37 protein-coding genes are annotated in these 21,632 nt (G+C 64.2%); 4 read left to right on the top strand and 33 right to left on the bottom strand.

The window, feature by feature from the left end; all coding sequences use genetic code 11:
- Positions 1-94 precede the first annotated feature (94 nt).
- Together dmeF and HF203_RS02650 are read left to right on the top strand one after the other, a co-directional pair.
- Entirely contained in the window at positions 95-1,048 is a 954-nt protein-coding gene (dmeF, locus tag HF203_RS02645) for a CDF family Co(II)/Ni(II) efflux transporter DmeF (RefSeq protein ID WP_168666325.1), read from the top strand.
- A 129-nt stretch (positions 1,049-1,177) separates the two neighbouring features.
- Positions 1,178-2,437 (top strand): NAD(P)/FAD-dependent oxidoreductase, encoded by a 1,260-nt coding sequence (locus HF203_RS02650; RefSeq protein ID WP_168666327.1) that lies wholly within the window; start codon positions 1,178-1,180, stop codon positions 2,435-2,437.
- A 13-nt stretch (positions 2,438-2,450) separates the two neighbouring features.
- Here HF203_RS02650 and HF203_RS02655 read toward each other — a convergent pair whose 3' ends face one another.
- On the bottom strand, positions 2,451-3,038 hold the full coding sequence (locus HF203_RS02655) for a YfbR-like 5'-deoxynucleotidase (protein WP_168666329.1): 588 nt from the start codon (positions 3,036-3,038) through the stop codon (positions 2,451-2,453).
- A 68-nt stretch (positions 3,039-3,106) separates the two neighbouring features.
- A complete protein-coding gene (locus HF203_RS02660) occupies positions 3,107-3,331 on the bottom strand; it encodes a hypothetical protein (protein WP_168666331.1) in 225 nt (74 codons plus the stop codon).
- 40 nt (positions 3,332-3,371) lie between these two features.
- Here HF203_RS02660 and HF203_RS02665 point away from each other — a divergent pair, with 40 nt between their 5' ends.
- On the top strand, positions 3,372-3,659 hold the full coding sequence (locus tag HF203_RS02665; RefSeq protein ID WP_246221616.1) for a DUF2835 domain-containing protein: 288 nt from the start codon (positions 3,372-3,374) through the stop codon (positions 3,657-3,659).
- Between the two features lie 48 nt (positions 3,660-3,707).
- Positions 3,708-5,069, top strand: a complete 1,362-nt coding sequence (locus tag HF203_RS02670) for a DEAD/DEAH box helicase (RefSeq protein WP_168666333.1) — start codon at positions 3,708-3,710, stop codon at positions 5,067-5,069.
- An 18-nt stretch (positions 5,070-5,087) separates the two neighbouring features.
- Here the strand turns inward: HF203_RS02670 and HF203_RS02675 are convergent, their stop codons facing one another.
- The 31 genes from HF203_RS02675 to tuf form a co-directional block, all read right to left on the bottom strand.
- Positions 5,088-5,828: a tellurite resistance TerB family protein gene (locus HF203_RS02675; protein WP_168666335.1), complete on the bottom strand. Its 741-nt coding sequence runs from the start codon at positions 5,826-5,828 to the stop codon at positions 5,088-5,090.
- 80 nt (positions 5,829-5,908) lie between these two features.
- The gene (locus HF203_RS02680; RefSeq protein ID WP_246221617.1) at positions 5,909-6,664 is read right to left on the bottom strand and encodes an SAM hydrolase/SAM-dependent halogenase family protein; all 756 of its coding nucleotides are present in this window, start codon (positions 6,662-6,664) and stop codon (positions 5,909-5,911) included.
- Between the two features lie 77 nt (positions 6,665-6,741).
- On the bottom strand, positions 6,742-7,128 hold the full coding sequence (rplQ, locus tag HF203_RS02685; RefSeq protein WP_168666337.1) for a 50S ribosomal protein L17: 387 nt from the start codon (positions 7,126-7,128) through the stop codon (positions 6,742-6,744).
- A 56-nt stretch (positions 7,129-7,184) separates the two neighbouring features.
- Entirely contained in the window at positions 7,185-8,195 is a 1,011-nt protein-coding gene (locus tag HF203_RS02690; protein WP_168666339.1) for a DNA-directed RNA polymerase subunit alpha, read from the bottom strand.
- A 21-nt stretch (positions 8,196-8,216) separates the two neighbouring features.
- Positions 8,217-8,837: a 30S ribosomal protein S4 gene (gene rpsD / locus HF203_RS02695; protein WP_168666341.1), complete on the bottom strand. Its 621-nt coding sequence runs from the start codon at positions 8,835-8,837 to the stop codon at positions 8,217-8,219.
- A 19-nt stretch (positions 8,838-8,856) separates the two neighbouring features.
- The gene (gene rpsK, locus HF203_RS02700) at positions 8,857-9,246 is read right to left on the bottom strand and encodes a 30S ribosomal protein S11 (RefSeq protein WP_005224346.1); all 390 of its coding nucleotides are present in this window, start codon (positions 9,244-9,246) and stop codon (positions 8,857-8,859) included.
- Positions 9,247-9,282: 36 nt separating this feature from the next.
- Positions 9,283-9,639: a 30S ribosomal protein S13 gene (gene rpsM / locus HF203_RS02705; RefSeq protein ID WP_168666343.1), complete on the bottom strand. Its 357-nt coding sequence runs from the start codon at positions 9,637-9,639 to the stop codon at positions 9,283-9,285.
- A gap of 83 nt (positions 9,640-9,722) precedes the next feature.
- Entirely contained in the window at positions 9,723-9,836 is a 114-nt protein-coding gene (rpmJ, locus tag HF203_RS02710; RefSeq protein WP_005224344.1) for a 50S ribosomal protein L36, read from the bottom strand.
- Positions 9,837-9,864: 28 nt separating this feature from the next.
- Positions 9,865-11,217 (bottom strand): preprotein translocase subunit SecY, encoded by a 1,353-nt coding sequence (gene secY, locus HF203_RS02715; protein ID WP_168666345.1) that lies wholly within the window; start codon positions 11,215-11,217, stop codon positions 9,865-9,867.
- 19 nt (positions 11,218-11,236) lie between these two features.
- The gene (gene rplO / locus HF203_RS02720; protein ID WP_168666348.1) at positions 11,237-11,671 is read right to left on the bottom strand and encodes a 50S ribosomal protein L15; all 435 of its coding nucleotides are present in this window, start codon (positions 11,669-11,671) and stop codon (positions 11,237-11,239) included.
- Position 11,672: 1 nt separating this feature from the next.
- Positions 11,673-11,864 (bottom strand): 50S ribosomal protein L30, encoded by a 192-nt coding sequence (gene rpmD / locus HF203_RS02725; protein WP_005224341.1) that lies wholly within the window; start codon positions 11,862-11,864, stop codon positions 11,673-11,675.
- Positions 11,865-11,867: 3 nt separating this feature from the next.
- Positions 11,868-12,374: a 30S ribosomal protein S5 gene (rpsE, locus tag HF203_RS02730; RefSeq protein WP_168666350.1), complete on the bottom strand. Its 507-nt coding sequence runs from the start codon at positions 12,372-12,374 to the stop codon at positions 11,868-11,870.
- Between the two features lie 10 nt (positions 12,375-12,384).
- Entirely contained in the window at positions 12,385-12,741 is a 357-nt protein-coding gene (gene rplR, locus HF203_RS02735) for a 50S ribosomal protein L18 (protein ID WP_168666352.1), read from the bottom strand.
- Between the two features lie 12 nt (positions 12,742-12,753).
- The gene (rplF, locus tag HF203_RS02740) at positions 12,754-13,287 is read right to left on the bottom strand and encodes a 50S ribosomal protein L6 (RefSeq protein WP_168666354.1); all 534 of its coding nucleotides are present in this window, start codon (positions 13,285-13,287) and stop codon (positions 12,754-12,756) included.
- Between the two features lie 15 nt (positions 13,288-13,302).
- Positions 13,303-13,698 carry a 30S ribosomal protein S8 gene (gene rpsH / locus HF203_RS02745; protein WP_168666356.1) on the bottom strand — a complete coding sequence of 132 codons (396 nt, stop codon included), beginning with the start codon at positions 13,696-13,698 and terminating at the stop codon, positions 13,303-13,305.
- A gap of 99 nt (positions 13,699-13,797) precedes the next feature.
- Positions 13,798-14,103, bottom strand: coding sequence for a 30S ribosomal protein S14 (rpsN, locus tag HF203_RS02750; RefSeq protein ID WP_168666358.1), 306 nt, complete (start codon positions 14,101-14,103; stop codon positions 13,798-13,800).
- 10 nt (positions 14,104-14,113) lie between these two features.
- Complete coding sequence (rplE, locus tag HF203_RS02755) at positions 14,114-14,656, bottom strand: 50S ribosomal protein L5 (protein WP_168666360.1); 543 nt, start codon at positions 14,654-14,656, stop codon at positions 14,114-14,116.
- A gap of 14 nt (positions 14,657-14,670) precedes the next feature.
- A complete protein-coding gene (gene rplX, locus HF203_RS02760) occupies positions 14,671-14,988 on the bottom strand; it encodes a 50S ribosomal protein L24 (RefSeq protein WP_168666362.1) in 318 nt (105 codons plus the stop codon).
- Between the two features lie 12 nt (positions 14,989-15,000).
- A complete protein-coding gene (rplN, locus tag HF203_RS02765) occupies positions 15,001-15,369 on the bottom strand; it encodes a 50S ribosomal protein L14 (protein ID WP_005224333.1) in 369 nt (122 codons plus the stop codon).
- Positions 15,370-15,485: 116 nt separating this feature from the next.
- The gene (rpsQ, locus tag HF203_RS02770) at positions 15,486-15,746 is read right to left on the bottom strand and encodes a 30S ribosomal protein S17 (protein WP_062274094.1); all 261 of its coding nucleotides are present in this window, start codon (positions 15,744-15,746) and stop codon (positions 15,486-15,488) included.
- Positions 15,743-15,940: a 50S ribosomal protein L29 gene (gene rpmC / locus HF203_RS02775; RefSeq protein ID WP_168666364.1), complete on the bottom strand. Its 198-nt coding sequence runs from the start codon at positions 15,938-15,940 to the stop codon at positions 15,743-15,745. The genes rpsQ and rpmC overlap by 4 nt, the downstream gene beginning before the upstream one ends.
- Positions 15,940-16,353 carry a 50S ribosomal protein L16 gene (gene rplP, locus HF203_RS02780; protein ID WP_168666366.1) on the bottom strand — a complete coding sequence of 138 codons (414 nt, stop codon included), beginning with the start codon at positions 16,351-16,353 and terminating at the stop codon, positions 15,940-15,942. Before rplP ends, rpmC begins: the two co-directional genes overlap by 1 nt.
- Positions 16,354-16,356: 3 nt before the next feature.
- Positions 16,357-17,034: a 30S ribosomal protein S3 gene (gene rpsC / locus HF203_RS02785; RefSeq protein WP_168666368.1), complete on the bottom strand. Its 678-nt coding sequence runs from the start codon at positions 17,032-17,034 to the stop codon at positions 16,357-16,359.
- 19 nt (positions 17,035-17,053) lie between these two features.
- On the bottom strand, positions 17,054-17,386 hold the full coding sequence (gene rplV, locus HF203_RS02790) for a 50S ribosomal protein L22 (RefSeq protein ID WP_168666371.1): 333 nt from the start codon (positions 17,384-17,386) through the stop codon (positions 17,054-17,056).
- Positions 17,387-17,399: 13 nt separating this feature from the next.
- Entirely contained in the window at positions 17,400-17,678 is a 279-nt protein-coding gene (gene rpsS / locus HF203_RS02795) for a 30S ribosomal protein S19 (RefSeq protein WP_025275092.1), read from the bottom strand.
- A 19-nt stretch (positions 17,679-17,697) separates the two neighbouring features.
- Entirely contained in the window at positions 17,698-18,525 is an 828-nt protein-coding gene (gene rplB, locus HF203_RS02800; RefSeq protein ID WP_168666372.1) for a 50S ribosomal protein L2, read from the bottom strand.
- A 32-nt stretch (positions 18,526-18,557) separates the two neighbouring features.
- Entirely contained in the window at positions 18,558-18,851 is a 294-nt protein-coding gene (gene rplW, locus HF203_RS02805; RefSeq protein WP_168666373.1) for a 50S ribosomal protein L23, read from the bottom strand.
- Positions 18,848-19,459, bottom strand: a complete 612-nt coding sequence (gene rplD, locus HF203_RS02810; protein WP_168666374.1) for a 50S ribosomal protein L4 — start codon at positions 19,457-19,459, stop codon at positions 18,848-18,850. Before rplD ends, rplW begins: the two co-directional genes overlap by 4 nt.
- A 4-nt stretch (positions 19,460-19,463) precedes the next feature.
- Positions 19,464-20,114 (bottom strand): 50S ribosomal protein L3, encoded by a 651-nt coding sequence (gene rplC / locus HF203_RS02815; protein WP_168666375.1) that lies wholly within the window; start codon positions 20,112-20,114, stop codon positions 19,464-19,466.
- A gap of 10 nt (positions 20,115-20,124) precedes the next feature.
- Positions 20,125-20,436, bottom strand: coding sequence for a 30S ribosomal protein S10 (rpsJ, locus tag HF203_RS02820; protein ID WP_005224322.1), 312 nt, complete (start codon positions 20,434-20,436; stop codon positions 20,125-20,127).
- 4 nt (positions 20,437-20,440) lie between these two features.
- Positions 20,441-21,631 carry an elongation factor Tu gene (gene tuf / locus HF203_RS02825; protein ID WP_168666376.1) on the bottom strand — a complete coding sequence of 397 codons (1,191 nt, stop codon included), beginning with the start codon at positions 21,629-21,631 and terminating at the stop codon, positions 20,441-20,443.
- Position 21,632 lies beyond the last annotated feature (1 nt).

Consider the following 21,632-nt stretch of genomic DNA (forward strand, 5'->3'; position numbering starts at 1 on the left):
CCCCGCTCCAGTCTGAGCGGGGCCTGGCAAGCACAGAGGACCGGAGCAGAATCGACCGGTCCATAGACAACCACCCCACTCAACCAGCCCCAAGATGCACGTCCATACCCTCGAGCGCTGGCAACACAGCCACGACTTCGCAGTCCACAACGATCGCGGCGAACGCAACACCTACTACGTGCTCGCCCTGACCGCAGTCACCATGGTCGTCGAGATCGGCGCCGGGACCGTCTACGGATCCATGGCCCTGCTCGCCGACGGCTGGCACATGGGCACCCATGTCGCCGCCTTTCTCATCGCCATCCTCGCCTATCGCTATGCCGCTCGTCACGCCCACGACCCCGCGCACAGCTTCGGCACCGGCAAGATCAACGTGCTCGGCGGCTTCGCCAGCGCGATCGCGCTCGGCACCGTCGCGCTGATGATGCTGATCGAGTCGCTGCAGCGGCTGATCGACCCGCAGACCATCCACTTCAACGAGTCGATCCTGGTCGCCCTGCTCGGGCTCGGGGTCAACCTCGCCAGCGCCCTGCTGCTCAAGGACGCTCACCACCACCATGGCCATGCCCACCACCATGGCCCCGACGCCCACCACCACGATCACGACCACAACCTGCGCGCGGCCTATGTACACGTCATCGCCGATGCGCTGACCTCGCTGCTGGCGATCGCCGCGCTGCTCGCCGGTAAGCTGCTCGGCTGGCACTGGCTCGATCCGGTGATGGGTATGGTCGGCGCTGCCATCATCACCGTCTGGGCCTATGGGCTGCTGCGTGAGACCACACCGATCCTGGTCGACACCAGCATCGAGCCCCGCTACCGCGAGGCCATGCGTGCGGCAATCGAGGCCGATGCCGACAACCGCGTCGCCGACATGCACGTGTGGCGCGTCGGCGCCAACCACTATGCCGCCATCATCTCGCTGGTGACCCACGAGCCACGCCCAGTGGAACACTACAAGCAGCTGCTTGCCGACTTCGACCGCATCGCCCACCTCACCGTCGAGGTCAACGCCTGTGCCGGCCCTTCCTGCCTGACACCGAGCTGACCGCAACACCGCGACGCGCGACGCTGGAACTCACCCCGGATCGCCACAACCTCAATCCCTGAGTCACCCAATCGCGCGTCGCCCCCGTCCGGGGTCACCGCTAGCGACGCAATCAGATCGAGGCACCCCATGGACGCAGACGTCATCGTCATCGGCGCCGGGCTCTCCGGCCTCGCCTGCGCCGTCCATCTTCACGAGGCCGGGCTCACCCCCCTGGTGCTCGAGGCCGGCGAACGCATCGGCGGACGCGTCGCCACCGAGCGACGCGACGGCTTCCTGCTCGACCGCGGTTTCCAGGTGCTTCAGACCTGGTACCCGGAGGCACGACGCATGTTCGACTACCAGCGACTCGACCTGCGCCCCTTCTACCCCGGCGCACTGAGCTGGTTCGACGGCCGCCTGCATCGCGTCAGCGACGTCTGGCGCCGCCCACTGCGCCTCCCCCAGATGATCACCTCCCCCGTCGGCACAGTCGCCGACAAGTGGCGGCTGCTGCGATTCCGCCACCAGGCACTCGCCGGCGATCTCACCACGCTCTACACCCGCCCCGAAACCAGCGCCGCCTCACGCCTCGAGGCACTCGGCTTCTCGCCACGGATCCGCGAGCGTTTCTTCCTGCCGTTCTTCTCCGGGGTCTTCTTCGACCCCAAACTCGAGATCTCGAGTCACGCCTTCGAGTTCGTCTTCCGCGCCTTCGCGCTCGGCGACACCGCACTCCCTGCCCAGGGCATGGAACAGCTCCCACGCCAACTCGCCACACGTCTGCCCAGCGGCGTGATCCGGCTCGGCAGTCGGGTCGAGCGACTCGAACGCGGGCGGGTACAGCTCGCCTCAGGGCAGTGGCTGCGCGCCCGGGCGGTGGTGATCGCCACCGACGGCAACACCGCCGCGACGTTGCTCGGCGAGCCCCAGCAACCGATGCGCGCCACCACCAGCATCCACTTCGCCGCCCCCCACCCACCGTTCAGTGGCAACGAGCTGGTGATCAACGGCAGCGGTCGAGGGGTGATCAACAGCCTGCTGTGCCCGAGCAACCTCTCCGAATACTATGCCCCACCGGAACGCGCCCTGGTGACGGTCAACTGTCTCGGCGCTAGCCACAACCCGGACACCCTCGAGACCCAGCTCAGGCGTGAACTGGTGACCTGGTTCGGGGAGTCGGTCGCCGAGTGGGAGCGGCTTGCGGTCCATCGCATCCCCCAGGCACTACCGCTACAGCGCCCGCCGGTGATGGCGCAGACCAAGGCACCCCAGCGCGGTGAACGGCTATGGCTGTGCGGAGAAGCGGCTGGACCGACCTCGATCCACTGGGCGTTGGTCGGTGGTCGCCTCGCCGCCGAGGCGGTGGTCGGCAGCGTGCGCCCCCGCGCGGTGCGTCAACACGTCTGAGCGTGCCCGCTATTCACTCCAGCAGCATTCGGTTGTCGGTCCCAGCGCAACCGGCCATCTCGGCATAGAGACGCTCGACCTCGGTCCAGTCGAGCGTCGGGAAGGCGCCACGTGCCTCGGCGAGCTTGTCGCGCAGCGCCGCTTCGCTCTTGTCGGCGACTGCTGCGGCATGGGCTCCGATGCCCTCCTCACGGATGAACAGACAGGCATCCATCAGATCGGCGAGCTTGACGATGAAGGCCAACGGGGTATGGCGCAACGCCTGTTTACGCGCGACCACCTCGGGGGCGATCTCGCGCTCGATCCGTTCGAGCGGATCGGCGCGACCCGCCACCTCGGCGACGCGGCGCTTCAGCGGTGAGGGCATGTCGCCCATCAGCAGCTCAGGGGCGTCGTGCACCAACGCATACTCGAGCGCCTGTAGCCGCACCTCGGGCCCCGGCGCCTCGGGCATCACCCGAGTGAGCAGCTCGCGAGTGATCATCGCCACCAGATAGTGGTGCTCGGCCAGGGTCTGGTTGCGGGCACAGCGCACCGAGTGCCAGCGGGTGACGTGCCCGGAACGGGCGATATCGCGCATATTGAGCTTGAGGGTGTGCATCACGACGTTTCAGTGAGTGGATGACGGGACGATGGTGAACGCCCCGCTCGAGGGTCGCAACACCCGCCCTAGAACACCCCGGATACTGCCGCCTCGACGCCCTGGGTCCAACCCAACCCCATCAGCGATACCAACACCATACCCGCAGCCATCGAACCACCCAGGAACGCACGCATCTCCACTTCTCCTTCGGGGCGAGCCCCACGATCTGCAATCGAATCGACGAGCACCGAGGCAACCGTTTTTGCCGTGTCGGCATCAATGCTCTCATCAATACAAATAACGCCTCTCATTTACTTTTCAACGGGTACGTCCCCCGGACAGGAGCCGATCATGCGGCTACAATGTGCCGATCACCGCGCCCCAGACCCGACGATGCAACGCTACTACTTCTCCCTTGACATCCCGGCCAGCGAATACCTGCGCTACTACAGCGGTGCTGCGGCACGGGTCTTGGTCAGGGTGCAGGACGGGCGCACCCTGTCGTTGCCTGCAGTGAATCTGCGCCGCTTCGTCAGCAGCGCCGGGATCCACGGCGACTTCTGCCTCACCGTCGACGACGACCAGCGCTTCGTCTCCCTCGAACGCCAGGACCGCGCCGCCCCCGGCGTGCGCGCCTGAAGCCCGCGCCCACCCCGGGCGGGCGCCAGAACCCCCAGGTTTCCCCTCATGAACATGCATTTCACCGACTATCCGCTCGATCCGACTCTACTGAGTGGCATCGAGCAGGCCGGCTATCAGCAACCCACCCCGGTCCAGCAGGCGGTCCTCGAACCCGCCCTCGACGGGCGCGACCTGATGGTCTGCGCCGCCACGGGCTCGGGCAAGACCGCCGCTTTCCTGCTGCCGCTGATGCAGCACATGCTCGAGACCCCCAAGCCCGACGGCGGCACCCGGGCGCTGATCCTGGTGCCGACCCGCGAGCTGGCACGCCAAGTGCGTGAACACTTCATGCGCCTCGGCGGCCACACCCGACTCGGCGTCGGGGTCATCACCGGCGGTGACTCGCGCGCCCACCAGATCGCCACCCTACGCAGGAACCCGGAGTTCCTGATCGCCACCCCGGGGCGGTTTCGCGAGATGCTCGAGCACAGCCGCACCGAGCTCGACGAGCTTGAGTTCCTGGTGCTCGACGAGGCCGACCGGATGCTCGAGATGGGCTTCGTCGAGGACGTGGTGACCATCATCGAGAACAGCAATCCGGCACGCCAGTCACTGCTGTTCTCGGCCACCCTGGAACGGCGAGGCCTGGAACGCATCACCTCAATCCTGCTCGACGATCCGCTGCGACTAACCCTGGACGCGGTGCGCGAGGCCCACCCCGACATCCGCCACCAGTGCCTACTCAGCGACGAGATCGCGCACAAGCGTGAGCAACTGCGCTGGCTGCTCACCCATGAGTCCTTCGACAAGGCGCTGGTGTTCGTCAACAGCCGCAACCTGGCCACCGAACTCGGCGCCTGGCTCGGCACTCAAGGCGAGCGGGTCGCCGTGCTCCACGGCGAGCTTGAGCAGCGTGAACGTAACCGGGTGATGGGGCTGCTGCACCAAGGCAAGGTGCGGGTACTGGTGGCCACCGATCTGGCCGCGCGCGGGATCGACGTCCCCGGGGTGGAGCGGGTGTTCAACCTCGAGGTACCACGTAACGGCGAGGACTATCTACACCGCACCGGTCGCACCGGCCGCGCCGGTGAGCAAGGCGTCGCCGTAAACCTGGTCGGCTCGACCGAATGGAATCGCATGGAGAGCATCAGCCGCTTCCTCGGTCTCGACCTCGAGTGGCGCGCGATCGACGGGCTGGAGGCGCGTTTCAAGGGGGCGGCGGCGAAAAAGCGGCGCAAGACCCCGGCTGATCGCGCCAAGACCAAGAAGGTGACAGCGCGCAGTGCGGCCAAGACCAAGGACAAGCAGCGCCACCGTGATCGCAAGAACATCGGCAAGCGCCGCACCCCATCGAGCAAAGGGGTCGAGGCCGGCCACGCCCCGCTGAGCCGCAAGCGTCGTGACGAGGGCGGGACGGAGGAGCGCTGAGTCGAGCCGGGCGCGCGCTCAGCCAGCGACCCCGAGGGCGCCTTGGAGTTGGGCGGTAACCTCGGAGCCCAGCCCAGTGCGCGCGGCCAGGCCGTCGAGATAGGCGCGCTCCTCCGGGGTATCGACCTCGATCGCCAGCAGCGAGGCGGCATAGACCTCGGCGGCCGTCTCCCGGTCCGGGATCTCGGCGGCAAAAGCGTCGAGGTCGAGCGGGCGCAGCAGTTCGTCGGCGAGCCATTGACGCACCTGCGCCTCGAGTCCGCTCGCCGCGGCCTGGTCGACGATCCGCTGCATCTCGTCGACCCCGATCTGGCCGTCGGCCTTGGCGGCATTGATCATCGCCCGCACCAACAACCGCGCCTTGTCGTCACGCGCGGCATCAGCCTGCACCGGCTCGGGCAGCGCCGCCGGTGGCGCCGGTGGCTGGGCAGCGCCCTGCCCCTCGGCGTTGGCGAGCGCCTTGTAGGCCACCCCGGCGAGCATCGCCAGGGCACCGCCGGTGAGCGCACCACGTACCGCATCCCCGCCGCCACCGAGCACCGAGCCAAGCGCCGCCCCCAGCCCACCGGCCTGGAGCGGGTTGTCGGCAGCCTGACCGAGCACCCCGCGCGCGCCATCAAGCAGTGCGCTCAGACCGCCGCCACCACCCTCAGCGGACGTAGCGGAGTGCTGCCCCAGCCCTTGGGTAAGACGCTGCGTCCCGGTGCTGGAGAGGTTGTTCTGCAACAGTGAACCGAGTAGATCGCCGAAACCTGCCATGCCTTGACTCCCGCCGAGTTGGGCGCGACCGATGCCGCGCACGGATGCCATCACTCTAGCACCCGGAACGCGCAGCGCCGTCACTCCGGCATGACGAATGGCCCAACCGGGTCGCCGGGAGCCAGGCCAAGGACTCGATCAGCGCGGCCCTGGTTGACCGCGATCTCGACCAGCCCGAGCGCATTCTCGTACCAGAAGGCCCCGCCTGCCTCGACCGCACAGAAGGTGCGCGCCCAGGGCAACAGACGCTCGCCGACGCGCAGGCACTGCGCATGGTCGGCCGACCGCAGACCGGTCATCAGATTGCCATAATGGTCGGCATAGAGGACCCGATCGAGCATCCCCGGCCAGTCGTGCCCTACGGGCCGGTCGAGCGGGATGGGGCCGACGTCCTCGCCCCGGCACAATCGCGCGGCTACCGGCAGGAACCAGTCGCGCCCGTGGAAGGTCGCACTGCGCCGTGGCGGCAACCAGCCGATCCGCCAGCATTGCCCCACCCCGGCCATCAGATGCGGCGCGAGCAGACCATTGTCCGGGGCAACGAACCAGTCCTCGCCGATGCGTGCGATGACACCGTCACGCACCCCACCGACACCGGGATCGACGACGCAGAGATAGAGGGTACGTGGGGGCATGTCGCGCACCAGCGCCGGCAGCAGATAGGCGGCGAGATCGGGACGGAAGGGCGGCAGATCGTGGATCAGGTCGATCACCGCATGATCGGGCAGGCAGGCATCGAGCGCGGCCTGCATCTGCCCGAGATAGGGGCCGGCGCCGAAATCGGTGACCAGGGCAATACGTTCGATGGCCGGGATCTCCATCACGATGGACCTCATGCAGACAACCTCGGGACGAAAAAAAACCGGGCAGATGCCCGGTTTTTTTCATGCGGCCACGCCGGAAACGTCGGAACTCAGTCCTCGTCCTCGACCTCGGTCTGCACCGGGCGGTCGACCAGCTCGACATAGGCCATCGGGGCCGCGTCGCTGGAACGATAGCCACACTTGAGGATGCGCAGATAGCCGCCGGGGCGGCCCTGGTAACGCGGACCGAGTTCAGCGAACAGCTTGCCCACGGCGTCCTTGTCGCGCAGACGTGCGAAGGCCTGACGGCGGGTGTGAACCGAATCTTCCTTCGCCAGGGTGATCAGCGGCTCGGCGATCCGACGCAGCTCTTTTGCCTTCGGCACCGTCGTCTTGATCAGCTCGTGCTGGAACAACGAGGCTGCCATGTTGCGAAACATCGCCTCGCGGTGCGAGCTGGTGCGATTCAAATGCCTTCCGGCTTTGCGGTGACGCATGATCCTTTTCCCGAATATCTTGTGATCGAGTGTTGTTTTCTAGAACCTGAACGCGCTCAGCGGACGCTCAGTTCGGCGATGTTTTCAGGCGGCCAGTTCTCGAGCCGCATCCCCAGCGAGAGACCGCGCGTGGCGAGCACGTCCTTGATCTCCGTGAGCGACTTCTTGCCGAGATTCGGGGTCTTGAGCAGCTCCACCTCGGTGCGCTGGATCAGATCGCCGATCAGGTAGATGTTCTCGGCCTTCAGGCAATTCGCCGAACGCACCGTCAGCTCCAGGTCGTCGACCGGGCGCAGCAGGATCGGGTCGTAGGGCGACTCATCGCGCTGTTCGACGGACTGACTGTCCGCGGCCCCGGTCCCTTCGAGCACGACGAAGCTCGAGAGCTGATCGCGCAGGATGGTCGCGGCGCGCTGGATCGACTCCTTGGGGTCGATGGTGCCGTTGGTCTCCAGGTCGATCACCAGACGGTCGAGATCGGTACGCTGCTCGACACGCGCCGACTGTACATCGATCGCGACACGATGCACCGGGCTGTAGGAAGCATCGAGCGGCAGCTTGCCGATCGGTCGCTCCTCACCCTCTTCACCCTCACGCGCGGTCGCCGGCTCGTAGCCACGGCCACGACGCACGGTCAAGGTCATGCTCAACTCACCCTCGGTGATGTTGGCAATCACCAGCTCGGGGTTGGCGATGGTGGCCGAGTGGTCGAGTTCGATGTCAGCGGCGGTCACTGGCCCCGGGCCGGATTTGCTCAGGGTGAAGGTCGCTTCGTCCTTGCCGTCGAGCGTGATCGCAAGCTGCTTGAGGTTGAGCAGGATCTCGAGCACGTCTTCCTGCACCCCCTCAAGGGTGGTGTACTCGTGAAGGACGCCCTGGATTTCGACCTCGGTGACGGCATAGCCGTCCATCGAGGAGAGCAGGATACGGCGCAGCGCATTGCCCAGGGTGTGCCCGAAACCACGCTCCAGGGGCTCTAGCGAAACCTTGGCGTGGTTCGGGCTGCCATCGACCAGGTCGACCTTGACGATGCGTGGTTTCAAAAATTCGCCAATAGCGTCAGTCATTAGTGCCCCTCTGGAAGCTCCTTACTTGGAGTACAGCTCGACGATCAGCGATTCATTGATGTCCGCCGGCAGATCGGAACGATCGGGAACACGCTTGAAGACGCCCTTCATGGCCTTGGTATCGACCTCGACCCAGTCGGAGAAGCCGTACTGCTCGGCCAGCGACAGTGCATTCTGCACGCGGACCTGCTTACGCGACGCCTCACGGACCTCGATCTCATCATCGATCCCAACCTGGAAGGAGGGGATGTTGACGATACGGCCGTTGACCAGGATGGCCTTGTGACTGACCAGCTGACGTGCCTCGGCGCGAGTAGCACCAAAGCCCATACGGTAGACGACGTTGTCGAGACGACGCTCGAGCAGCTGGAGCAGGTTCTCGCCGGTGGCACCCTTGGTGGCAGCGGCCTTTTTGTAGTAATTGCGGAACTGCTTCTCGAGCACACCGTAGGTGCGACGCACCTTCTGTTTCTCGCGCAGCTGCAGACCGTAGTCGGAGAGACGCCGACGACGGTCGGTGCTCTGCCCGGGCTGCTTCTCGAGGTTGCACTTGGTATCCAGAGCGCGCGCGCGGCTCTTCAAGGAGAGATCGGTCCCCTCGCGACGCGCCAGCTTGCAGGTTGGGCCTGTGTAACGTGCCATGTCTCTTCCTGTTGATCTGTCAGACGCGCCGCTTCTTGGGCGGACGGCAGCCGTTGTGCGGGATCGGGGTCACATCAGTGATGCTGGTGATCTTGAAACCCGCGTTGTTGAGTGCGCGCACGGCGGACTCACGTCCCGGCCCCGGACCCTTGACGTTCACGTCCAGGTTGCGCAGGCCGTATTCCTTGGCGGCCTGACCGGCACGATCGGCGGCGACCTGAGCCGCGAAGGGCGTGCTCTTGCGCGAACCGCGGAAGCCCGAACCACCAGCGGTGGCCCAGGCCAAGGCGTTGCCCTGACGATCGGTGATCGTGATGATGGTGTTGTTGAAGGAGGCATGGACGTGCGCAATGCCGTCTGCAACCTGCTTCTTGACCTTTTTCTTGGTGCTGCGAATCGGTTTAGCCATTCGACGTAATCCAGCTAATCTGCTGCGCCTGAGCGCTTAGCGTTTGATCGGACGACGCGGCCCCTTACGGGTCCGTGCGTTGGTGCGCGTGCGCTGACCACGCAGGGGCAGACCGCGACGATGACGGATGCCGCGGTTGCAGCCGAGGTCCATCAGGCGCTTGATGTTCATCGACACCTCGCGACGCAGATCGCCCTCGACGGAGAACTTGGCAACCTCGCTGCGCAGCTTCTCGACCTCTTCCTCGGTGAGGCTCTGGATCTTGGTGTCACGCGGAATGCCTGCCGCGTCGCAGATCTCGCCCGCGCGGGTGCGGCCGATGCCGTAGATCGCGGTCAACGCGATCACGGCGTGCTTTTTGTCGGGAATGTTGACGCCGGCGATACGGGCCATAGCTACGAACCCCTCAGTCCTAAATGCTCAGCGGGTAAACCGCGCAGTATAACAAAATACCTACTGTAGTCAACGGGATCCCGTCAACCCTGGCGCTGCTTGTGACGGGGGTCGGAACAGATGACCCGCACCGTTCCATTCCGCTTGATCACCTTGCAGTTTCTGCACAACTTCTTGACCGATGCTCGCACTTTCATTCTTGTCTCCTAAGAGTCGGGGCCTTCTTCAGCGCAACATGCCGGCGCCGGGCGACTTCAGATTGGCCTTCTTCATCAGGCCCTCGTACTGATGCGACATCAGGTGAGCCTGAATCTGCGCCATGAAGTCCATGACCACGACCACTACGATTAACAGTGAGGTGCCGCCGAAATAGAACGGCACGTTGTAACCCACGATCAGGAACTCAGGCAGCAAGCAGACAGCGGTGATGTAGATCGCGCCTGCTGCCGTCAACCGGGTCATGACGGTATCGATATAGCGCGCCGTCTGCTCCCCCGGACGGATCCCCGGAATGAAAGCCCCAGAGCGCTTGAGGTTGTCGGCCGTCTCCTTCGCATTGAACACCAGCGCGGTGTAGAAGAAGCAGAAGAAGATGATCGCCGTCGCGTAGAAGAGCACGTAGACCGGCTCACCGGGCGAGAGCTTCGCGGTGATGTCAGCCAGCCAGCGCAGATCCTCGTTGCTACCGAACCACTGCCCCAGCGTCCCCGGGAAGAGGATGATGCTGGAGGCGAAGATCGGCGGGATGACACCGGCCATGTTGAGCTTGAGCGGCAGGTGCGTACTCTGCGCCTGCATCATCCGCCGCCCCTGTTGGCGCCGCGCATAGTTGACAGTGATCCGTCGCTGACCCCGCTCGACGAACACCACGAACGCGGTGACCGCCAGCGCCAGGGCGAACAACGCGAGCACCGCCAGCGAGTTCATCTCACCGGTGCGAGCCAGCTCCAGGGTGCCGCCGAGCGCCGAGGGCAGACCGGCGACGATACCCGCGAAGATGATCAGCGAGATGCCGTTGCCGATGCCGCGCTCAGTGATCTGCTCGCCCAGCCACATCAGGAACATGGTCCCGGTCACCAGCGACACGGTCGCGGTGAACACGAACCCGGGCCCGGTGTGAGAGACCAGCGCCGAGCCACCCGCAGTCTGCCCCTGCAACGCCATCGAGATACCGATAGCCTGGAAGGTTGCGAGCACCACGGTGCCGTAGCGGGTGTACTGGGTGATCTTGCGCCGTCCCGACTCCCCTTCCTTCTTCAGCTGCTCGAGCTTCGGCAGGACTGCCGTCATCAGCTGCATGATGATGGAAGCGGAGATGTAGGGCATGATGCCCAGCGCGAACAGACTGGCGCGCTCCAGGGCCCCACCCGAGAACATGTTGAACATGTCCAGGATCGACCCCTGGTTCTGGTCGAACAGGATGGCCAAGGCCTCGGGGTTGACGCCCGGGACCGGAATAAAGGTACCGATACGATAGACGAGCAGTGCGCCGAGCACGAACAGCAAGCGCTGCCGCAATTCGGTCAACCGCCCCATGCCACCGAGCGCACTTCCCATGGATCCGACGTTCTTGGCCATCTGCTACGCGCCTTCCCGATTAGTCCTCGACCTTGCCGCCCGCCGCTTCGATCGCTGCGCGCGCGCCCTTGGTCACGCCCAGACCGCGCACGGTCACCGGCCGCGAGATCTCGCCCGAGGCGATGACCTTGGCCGACTGGATGCGACGATTCAGCACATCGGCAGCGATCAGTGCGCCGAGATCGACGGTATCGCCCTCGACCAGGGCCAACTCGTTGAGTCGCACCTCGGCCTGGACCAGCGCCTTACGCGACCGGAAACCGACCTTCGGCAAGCGCCGCTGCAGCGGCATCTGACCGCCCTCGAAGCCGACCTTGTGGAAACCGCCCGAACGCGACTTCTGACCCTTGTGGCCACGGCCACAGGTCTTGCCGAGTCCGCTGCCGATTCCACGACCGACGCGCTTGGCGGCCTTGCGGCTGCCCTCGTTGGGCTTCAGCTCATTGAGTCGCATCTCAAGACTCCTCCACGACCTTAACCATGTAGGACACGGTGTTGACCATGCCGCGGGTGCAAGGGGTGTCCTCGACCTCGACGACCTGGTGCATGCGCCGCAGACCGAGGCCGCGGACGCAGGCCTGGTGACGCTCGAGACGTCCATGGACACTGCGCACCAGCTTGACCTTCATCATCTTCTTGTCAGCCATCGCTTACCCCAGAATCTCTTCGACGGTCTTGCCGCGCTTGGCAGCGACGAGCTCGGCGTCGTTCATCTTGCGCAGGCCTTCGATGGTCGCCTGGACGACGTTGATCGGGTTGTTGGTGCCGATGCACTTGGCCAGCACGTTCTGCACCCCGAGCACCTCGAAGACAGCACGCATCGCGCCGCCGGCGATGATACCAGTACCCTCGGAGGCCGGCTGCATGAACACGCGAGCCGCGCCGTGACGCCCCTGCAGCGGATACTGCAGCGTGGTGCCGTTGAGCTTGACCTCGATCATGTTCTTGCGGGCGTTTTCCATCGCCTTCTGGATCGCCACCGGCACCTCACGCGCCTTGCCGCGACCGAAGCCGACCCGACCCTTGCCGTCACCGACCACGGTCAGCGCCGCAAAGCCGAACTGACGTCCGCCCTTGACCACCTTGGCAACCCGGTTGACGGTTACCAGCTTTTCCAGAAGCTCGTCGCCTTCTGTCTTTGGATTGAAGTTCGCCATGGTCGAGTCCTTAGAATTTCAGTCCGTGTTCACGGGCGGCATCGGCAAGCGCCTTGACACGGCCGTGATAGCGGAAGCCGGAACGATCGAAGGCGACCGATTCCACACCAGCGGAGCGGGCACGCTCGGCGATCGCCTGGCCGATGATGGCCGCGGCGGAGATGTTGCCCTTGTGGCCCTCGATCGACTGACGCAGGTCCTTGTCGAGGGTCGAGGCACTGGCCACGACCTTGTCGCCCTCGGGGGCGATGACCTGGGCGTAGATGTGCCGAGGCGTACGGTGCACGCACAGACGGAAGACACTGAGCTCCCGGATCTTGGCGCGAGCCCGCGCCGCGCGGCGCAGACGAGCTTGTTTCTTATCCATTGCCTAGACCCCTTATTTCTTCTTGGCTTCCTTACGCAGGACGTTCTCGTCCGCGTAACGCACGCCCTTGCCCTTGTAGGGTTCCGGCGGACGGAACCCACGGATCTTCGCCGCGACCTGGCCGACCTGCTGCTTGTCGGCACCGCTGACGACGACCTCGGTCTGACTCGGGGTCTCGATGGTGATGCCCTCGGGCACCGGGAAATCGATCGGGTGCGAGAAGCCAAGGTTGAGGTTGAGCACCTTGCCCTTGGCCTGGGCGCGATAACCCACGCCAACCAGGGTCAGCTTACGGGTGAAGCCCGTGCCACAACCCACAACCATATTGTTGATCAGCGCCCGGGTGGTACCGGCCATGGCCCAGTCTTTCTCGTACCCTTCGGCACGCTCGACCAGCAGCTGACCGTCCTGCTCACAGACGCGGACCGCCGGATGCACGGTCCACTCCATCGAACCCTTGGGGCCGGAGACCTTGACGTCCTGACCCTGAAGCTCGACTTTGACCCCGTTGGGGATGGTGACCGGTGCCTTTGCAATGCGTGACATAGTACCGACCCTCCCTTAGGCGACGTAGGCGATGATCTCGCCGCCGTGACCCGCCTTACGGGCCTCGCGGTCGGTCATCAGACCCTTGGAGGTGGAGACGATCGCAACGCCGAGACCGGCCCAGACCTGGGGCAGCTCGTCCTTGCTGCGATAGATACGCAGACCGGGGCGCGAGACGCGCTTGAGGTACTCGATCACGGGCTTGCCGCGATAGTACTTGAGTCTGAGGACCAGCTGGGGCTTGCCCTCGTTCTCCTCGACCTGCGCGTCGGCGATATAGCCCTCTTCCTGCAGCAGGTTCGCAATCGCAACCTTTTGCTTGGAGGACGGCATCACGATGGTGAACTTGCCGCGCTGCTGGCCGTTACGGATACGCGTCAGCATATCCGCAATCGGATCCGACATACTCATTGGCTTCTCCTCGGGTCAGACCACCGCTGGGGGTGCGATACCCATTGGGGGGGTTTGGGTTTTCAGTGTGCTCGGGCCAGAAGGCCCGAGGCGGGAATTCTACCAGCTTGCCTTGACAACGCCAGGGACATCGCCACGCATCACGGCCTCACGCAGCTTATTGCGCGCCAGACCGAACTTGCGGTAGACGGCATGCGGACGACCACTGATGCGGCAGCGACGCTGCTGACGCGAGGGACTGGCATCGCGCGGGAGCTTCTGCAGCTTCAGCACGGCCTCGTCGACCTGCTCAGGGGTGGCGTTACGGTCGTTGATCACAGCCTTGAGCTCGGCACGCTTGGCGCTGAACTTGGCGGCGATCTGGGTGCGCTTGCGATCGCGCGCGATCATGCTCTTTTTCGCCATGGTCTCTACCTCAGGTACGGAAGGGGAAGTTGAACGCCTCGAGCAGAGCCCGTCCTTCTTCGTCCGTCCGAGCCGACGTGGTGATGGTGATGTCGAGCCCGCGCAGCGCGTCGATCTTGTCGTAATCGATCTCGGGGAACATGATCTGCTCACGCACACCCATCGAGTAGTTGCCGCGCCCGTCGAAGGCCTTGGGGCTGAGACCGCGGAAGTCGCGGATACGCGGGATGGCAACATTGATCAGGCGATCGAGGAACTCGTACATGCGCTCGCGACGCAGGGTCACCTTGCAGCCGATCGGCCAGCCTTCACGGATCTTGAAGCCTGCGACCGACTTGCGGGCGTAGGTGACGATCGGCTGCTGACCAGCGATGGCACGCATATCGGCAACGGCGTTGTCCATGACCTTCTTGTCGGCCACGGCCTCGCCCACACCCATGTTCAGCGTGATCTTCTCGATGCGCGGCACCTGCATCACGCTCTTGAAGCTGAAACGCTCCTTGAGCTGACCGACGATGCGCTGTTCGTATTCTGTCTGTAGTCTGGTGGACATCTCGCTTCCTTCGGTCAGACGTCGACGACTTCGCCGTTCGACTTGAACACGCGAACCTTGCGACCGTCTTCCAGGATCTTGAAACCGACGCGGTCCGGCCCGCCTGTCTGCGGGTTGTAGAGCGCCACGTTCGAGACGTGCATCGGCATCGGCTTGTCGACGATACCGCCAGGCTCGCCGGCCTGGGGGTTCGGCTTCTGATGCTTGCGCGCGATGTTCACGTTCTCAACGATGACGTGCTCGGCGTCAACGACGCGCAGCACAGTACCACGTTTACCCTTGTCTTTGCCGGTAATGACGGTAACGTCATCACCCTTCTTGATCTTTTGCATGCCGTCGTCTCCTTACAGCACTTCGGGCGCCAGCGAGATGATCTTCATGAAGCGCTCGCCACGCAGTTCGCGCGTGACGGGGCCGAAGATGCGGGTGCCGATGGGCTGGAGCTGGTTGTTCAGTAGCACGGCGGCATTGCCGTCGAAGCGGATCAGGGAACCGTCGGGACGACGCACGCCCTTACGGGTGCGGACAACGACGGCGTTGAACACGTCGCCCTTCTTGACCTTGCCGCGTGGGATCGCGTCCTTGACCGTGACCTTGATGACATCGCCGATGCCCGCGTAGCGCCGATGCGATCCGCCAAGCACTTTGATGCATTGCACGCTCCGGGCGCCGCTGTTGTCAGCGACGCTGAGATTGGTCTGCATCTGAATCATGTTTGTTTACCTACGCCTATTGCTGATTCCGGGGCTAAACCGGCTGCTGAGCGAATCGCGAGACGGACGAGCGACGAAACGAGCGAACGTCCGGGACATTGTCGAAGCGCGTCGCCTCAGCGCGCCTTTTCGATGACCTCGAGCAGACGCCACGTCTTGGTCTTGGAGAGCGGCCGGCACTGCTCGACACGGACGAGATCACCCTGGTTACAGATGTTCTCTTCATCGTGGGCATGAATCTTGGTCGAACGACGCATGAACTTGCCATAGAGCGGATGCTTAACGCGACGCTCGATGAGCACGGTCACGGTCTTGTCCATCGCGCTGCTGATGACGCGTCCTTCCTGGATGCGGTTGCTGTTGTTCTCGTCGCTCATGCTTGCTTGCCCGCCATTTCCGCCATGACCGTCTTGATCCGGGCGATATCCCGGCGCACGGCCTTCATCTGCGAGGGTTTGGACAGCTGACCGGTGCCCTGCTGCATCCGCAGGTTGAACTGCTCGCGCAACAGGTCCATCAGCCGCGTCTGCAGCTCGTCGAGGCTGCTCTGTCGGAGTTCGTTAGCCTTCATCACAGGATCGTCCGCTTCTCAAAGGTGGTCTGCACGGGCAGCTTGGCGGCGGCGAGCTTGAAGGCCTCTCGTGCCAGCTCCTCGCTGACGCCCTCGATCTCGTAGAGCATCCGACCGGGCTGGATCGGAGCGACCCAGTACTCGACGTTACCCTTACCTTTACCCATTCGAACCTCGAGAGGCTTCTTGGAGATCGGCTTGTCAGGGAAGACGCGAATCCACAGCTTACCGCCACGCTTGACGCGACGGGTGATGGTACGACGCGCTGCCTCGATCTGGCGTGCGGTCAACCGACCACGGCCGACGGCCTTGAGGCCGAACTCGCCGAAGCTGACCTCGTTGCCGCTCTGGGCAAGACCGCGGTTGCGGCCCTTGTGTTGCTTTCGGAACTTGGTGCGTTTCGGTTGCAGCATGACTTAACCCTTTCTTCCGGCCGCCTTGGATGCCGGTTCCTCGGGGACCTGGTCGCCGAACACCTCGCCCTTGAAGATCCAGACCTTAACGCCGATCACACCATAGGTGGTCTGCGCCTCGGCAAAGCCGTAATCGATATCGGCACGCAGGGTGTGCAGCGGCACGCGACCCTCACGGGCCCACTCGCTGCGGGCGATCTCGGCACCGTTCAGACGACCGGCGACGTTGATCTTGATGCCCTCGGCACCCAGACGCATGGTGTTCTGCAGCGCGCGCTTCATCGCACGACGGAACATGATGCGGCGCTCGAGCTGCTGGGCAATACCCTCAGCGACGAGCTGAGCGTCGAGTTCAGGCTTGCGGATCTCCTCGATGCTGATGTGCACCGGGATCCCCATCATCTTCGAGACCTGCACACGCAGCTTGTCGATGTCCTCACCCTTCTTGCCGATCACCACGCCAGGACGCGCGGTGTGGATGGTGATGTGGGCGTTCTTCGCCGGACGATCGATCTGGATGCGACTCACCGAGGCCTTTGCAAGCTTCTTGCGCAAAAAGCCGCGCACCTGCAGGTCGGTGTTGAGCAGATCGGCATAGTCTTTCGAACTTGCATACCACTTGGACGTCCAGTCCTTGACGATGCCAAGTCGGATGCCGTTCGGATTAACTTTCTGTCCCATACTGGTCCCCTGAAATTCCTTACGCTTCCGACACCGTCAAACTGATGTGACTGGTACGCTTCATGATGCGGTTGGCACGGCCCTTGGCACGTGCACGAATCCGCTTCATGGTCGGACCCTCGTTGACCTGGATCGCAGCGACCTTCAGCTCGTCGATGTCAGCGCCTTCGTTGTGCTCGGCGTTGGCGATCGCGGACTCCAGGACCTTCTTGAGGATCTCGGCGCCCTTCTTGTTGCTGAAGGTCAGGGTATTCAGGGCCTCCTCGACATGCTGGCCGCGAATCAGATCGGCGACCAGACGGGCCTTTTGGGCAGAGACCCGTGCGTATTTCAATGTTGCTTCGGCTCGCATTGCGGGTCTCCGACTAGCGCTTCTTCGCCTTGCGATCGGCAGCGTGCCCGCGGAAGGTGCGCGTCAGCGCGAACTCGCCGAGCTTGTGGCCGATCATGTTTTCGTTGACGAGCACCGGCACGTGCTGACGCCCGTTATGGACTGCGATGGTCAGCCCAACCATTTCCGGCAACACCATGGAGCGACGCGACCAGGTCTTGATAGGCCGTTTACTGTTCTGGGCGACCGCCTCTTCCACCTTCTTGATCAGGTGGTGGTCCACAAAGGGTCCTTTTCGAATCGAACGTGGCACTTGCTCAACCTCGCCTTATTTACTTGCGGCCGCGACGACGCACAATCATGCCATCGGTCCGCTTGTTCTTACGCGTCTTATGGCCCTTGGTCGGCACACCCCAGGGGGTGACCGGATGACGACCACCAGAGGTCCGGCCCTCACCACCGCCGTGCGGGTGATCGACCGGGTTCATGACGACACCACGCACCGTGGGACGCACGCCACGCCAGCGGGTCGCGCCGGCCTTACCGAGCTTCCGCAGGCTGTTCTCGGAGTTACCGACCTCGCCGATCACGGCGCGGCAGTCGGCGTGCACCTTGCGCATCTCACCGGAGCGCAGGCGCAGGGTGGCCATCGCGCCATCACGCGCGACGAGTTGGGCCGATGCACCGGCCGAACGGGCGAGCTGGGCGCCCTTGCCCGGACGCATCTCGATGCAGTGCACCAGGGTGCCGACCGGGATGTTGCGCAGCGGCATGCAGTTGCCGACGCTGATCGGAGCGTCTTCACCAGCCTGCACGCGATCGCCTGCAGTCAAGCCCTTGGGGGCGATGATGTAGGCGCGCTCGCCATCGGCATACTTCAGCAGTGCCAGGTGAGCCGTGCGGTTCGGGTCGTACTCGAGCCGCTCGACCACTGCCGGCACACCAGCCTTGTTACGCTTGAAATCAACAACACGGTAACGCTGCTTGTGACCACCACCTTGGTGGCGCACAGTAATGCGTCCGAAGTTGTTACGTCCGCCGTTCTTTGTCTTTTTCTCGATCAGGGGCGCGTAGGGGGCGCCCTTGTGCAGTTCGGGGGACTGCACCTTCACGACAAAGCGGCGCCCGGCGGACGTCGGTTTGGTCTTTACGATTGCCATCTTGGTCTATCCGTTGCTGTCCGCCGCTGCGCTCACGCGCCGCCGCCGAAATCGATATCCTGACCAGCCTCCAGGCGCACATAGGCCTTGCGCCAGTCCTGACGCTTGCCCAGGCGCTGACCGAAGCGCTTGGCCTTACCCTTGACGTTGAGGATCTGCACGCTGTCGACCTTGACCTCGAACAGCAGCTCGACGGCCTGGCTCACCTCACGCTTGGTCGCGTCGGTTGCGACCCGGAACACGACCTGGCCAGACTCGGCGGCACGGGTCGACTTCTCGGAGACGATCGGCGCGAGCAGCACCTTCATCAGACGCTCATTGTTCATGCCAGGCGCTCCTCGAGTTTCTTGATTGCCGCCTCGGTCGCGAGCACGTTCTCGAAGGCGATCATGCTCACCGGATCGACCTCTTGAGCCGACATCACGTCGACGCCCTTGAGGTTGCGCGCGGCCAGGAACAGGTTCGGATCGATGCCGTCGGTGAGGATCAGCACGTCGTTGAGTTCTTGGCCAGCGAGCAGCGCGAGCAGCTCCTTGGTCTTGGGGGCGGCGAGCGCAAGCTCGGAGACCACCACCAGACGCTCGCTGCGCACCAGCTCGGAGAGGATCGAGCGCACGGCACCGCGATACATCTTGCGGTTGACCTTCTGGCTGTAATCACGCGGCTGCGCAGCAAAGGTCACGCCGCCGGAGCGCCACAGCGGGCTACGGCTGGTACCAGCGCGAGCACGACCAGTGCCTTTCTGGCGCCACGGCTTGGCCCCACCGCCGGAGACGGCGGAGCGATTCTTCTGGGCCTTGGTGCCGGCGCGGGCGCCGGCCATGTAGGCGGTGACCACCTGGTGAATCAGACCGGGCTTGAAGTCGGCCCCGAAAACGGTGTCCGAGACCTGCACGCTGGCACCGCCGTTGTCGTTTCGAATGGCGAGTTCCATGGACTTAACCCTTGTTCTTCTGCTTCACGGACGGCAGCACGACCACGCGGCCACCAGCCGGGCCGGGCACGCCGCCACGGACCAGCAGTAGGTTACGCTCGGCGTCGACACGCACGACCTCGACACCCTGCTGGCAGCGGTTGGCGGCACCAAGCTGGCCGGCCATCTTCTTGCCCTTGAACACGCGGCCCGGGCTCTGGTTCTGCCCGATGGAACCCGGCGCACGGTGCGACAGCGAGTTGCCGTGGGTCGCATCCTGACCACGGAAGTGGTGGCGGCGGATGGTGCCGGCGAAGCCGCGACCCTTGGTCACGCCACGCACGTCGACCTTTTGGCCAGCCTCGAAGATGGAGACCGAGATCTCCTGACCGACCTCGAGGTCGGTACCCTCTTCGTCTTCGAGACGGAACTCACGCAGCACCTCGCCGGCCTCGATTCCGGCCTTTGCGAAGTGGCCCGCCATCGGCTTGGTCACGCGCGAGGCGCGACGCGATCCGAAGGCGACCTGGATGGCGCGGTAGCCATCGGTCTCGGCGGACTTGACTTGACTCACACGGTTAGGCTGGACCTCGATCACGGTGACCGGGATGCTCTCCCCGTCCTCGTTGAACAGCCGGGTCATGCCAGCCTTACGCCCGATAACTCCGATCGTCATCGTTTCGTCCTCAGCTCAGCTTGATCTGGACGTCGACGCCCGCGGCCAGATCCAATTTCATCAGCGCATCGACCGTCTTGTCGGTCGGATCGACGATGTCCATCAGGCGCTTGTGGGTGCGCAGCTCGTACTGATCACGCGCGTCCTTGTTGACGTGCGGGGAGACCAGCACCGTGAAGCGCTCCTTCTTGGAAGGCAGCGGAACCGGACCACGAACCTGGGCGCCGGTGCGCTTGGCGGTATCGACGATCTCGCGTGCGGACTGATCGATCAGACGATGATCGAACGCCTTCAGTCGAATACGAATTCTTTGGCTGCTCATATCCTTACTCGATGATCTTGGAGACCACGCCGGCGCCGACGGTACGACCACCCTCGCGAACGGCGAAGCGCAGCCCTTCTTCCATCGCGATCGGCGCGATCAGCTTGACGGTCATTTTCACGTTGTCGCCAGGCATGACCATCTCGATGCCTTCGGGCAGCTCGCAGGCACCAGTCACGTCAGTGGTGCGGAAGTAGAACTGCGGACGATAGCCGTTGAAGAAGGGGGTGTGACGACCGCCCTCTTCCTTGCTCAGCACATACACCTCGGCCTCGAAGTGGGTGTGCGGGGTGATGGTGCCGGGCTTGGCCAACACCTGACCACGCTCGACGTCGTCACGCTTGGTGCCGCGCAGCAGCACGCCGACGTTGTCACCGGCCTCGCCCTGGTCGAGCAGCTTGCGGAACATCTCCACACCGGTGCAGGTGGTCTTGGTGGTGTCCTTGATGCCGACGATCTCGATCTCTTCACCGACCTTGATCACGCCACGCTCGACACGACCGGTCACCACGGTGCCGCGGCCCGAGATCGAGAACACGTCCTCGATCGGCATCAGGAAGGCGCCGTCGACGGCACGCTCCGGCTCGGGGATGTAGCTGTCGAGTGCCTCGATCAGCTTGTCGATCGACGGACCACCGATCTCGGAGGTATCACCCTCGAGGGCGAGCTTCGCCGAACCGGTGATGATCGGGGTGTCGTCGCCGGGGAAGTCGTAGCTCGAGAGCAGCTCGCGCACTTCCATCTCGACCAGCTCGAGGAGCTCGGCGTCGTCGACCATGTCGGCCTTGTTCAGGTAGACGATGATGTAAGGCACGCCAACCTGACGGGAGAGCAGGATGTGCTCACGGGTCTGGGGCATCGGGCCATCAGCGGCCGACACCACCAGGATCGCGCCGTCCATCTGCGCCGCACCAGTGATCATGTTCTTCACGTAGTCGGCGTGGCCGGGGCAGTCGACGTGTGCATAGTGACGCGTATCGGACTCGTACTCGACGTGCGCGGTGGCGATGGTGATACCACGCTCGCGCTCTTCGGGTGCGTTGTCGATCTGGTCGTAGGCACGTGCCTCACCACCGTACTTGCGCGCCTGGTGCGTGGTCATCGCAGCCGTCAGCGTGGTCTTGCCGTGGTCGACGTGGCCAATGGTGCCAACGTTGACGTGCGGCTTGCTACGTTCGAATTTCTCTTTGGACATC

It is taken from the genome of Marichromatium bheemlicum (assembly GCF_012276755.1).
In the GTDB taxonomy this organism is placed as follows: domain Bacteria; phylum Pseudomonadota; class Gammaproteobacteria; order Chromatiales; family Chromatiaceae; genus Marichromatium; species Marichromatium bheemlicum.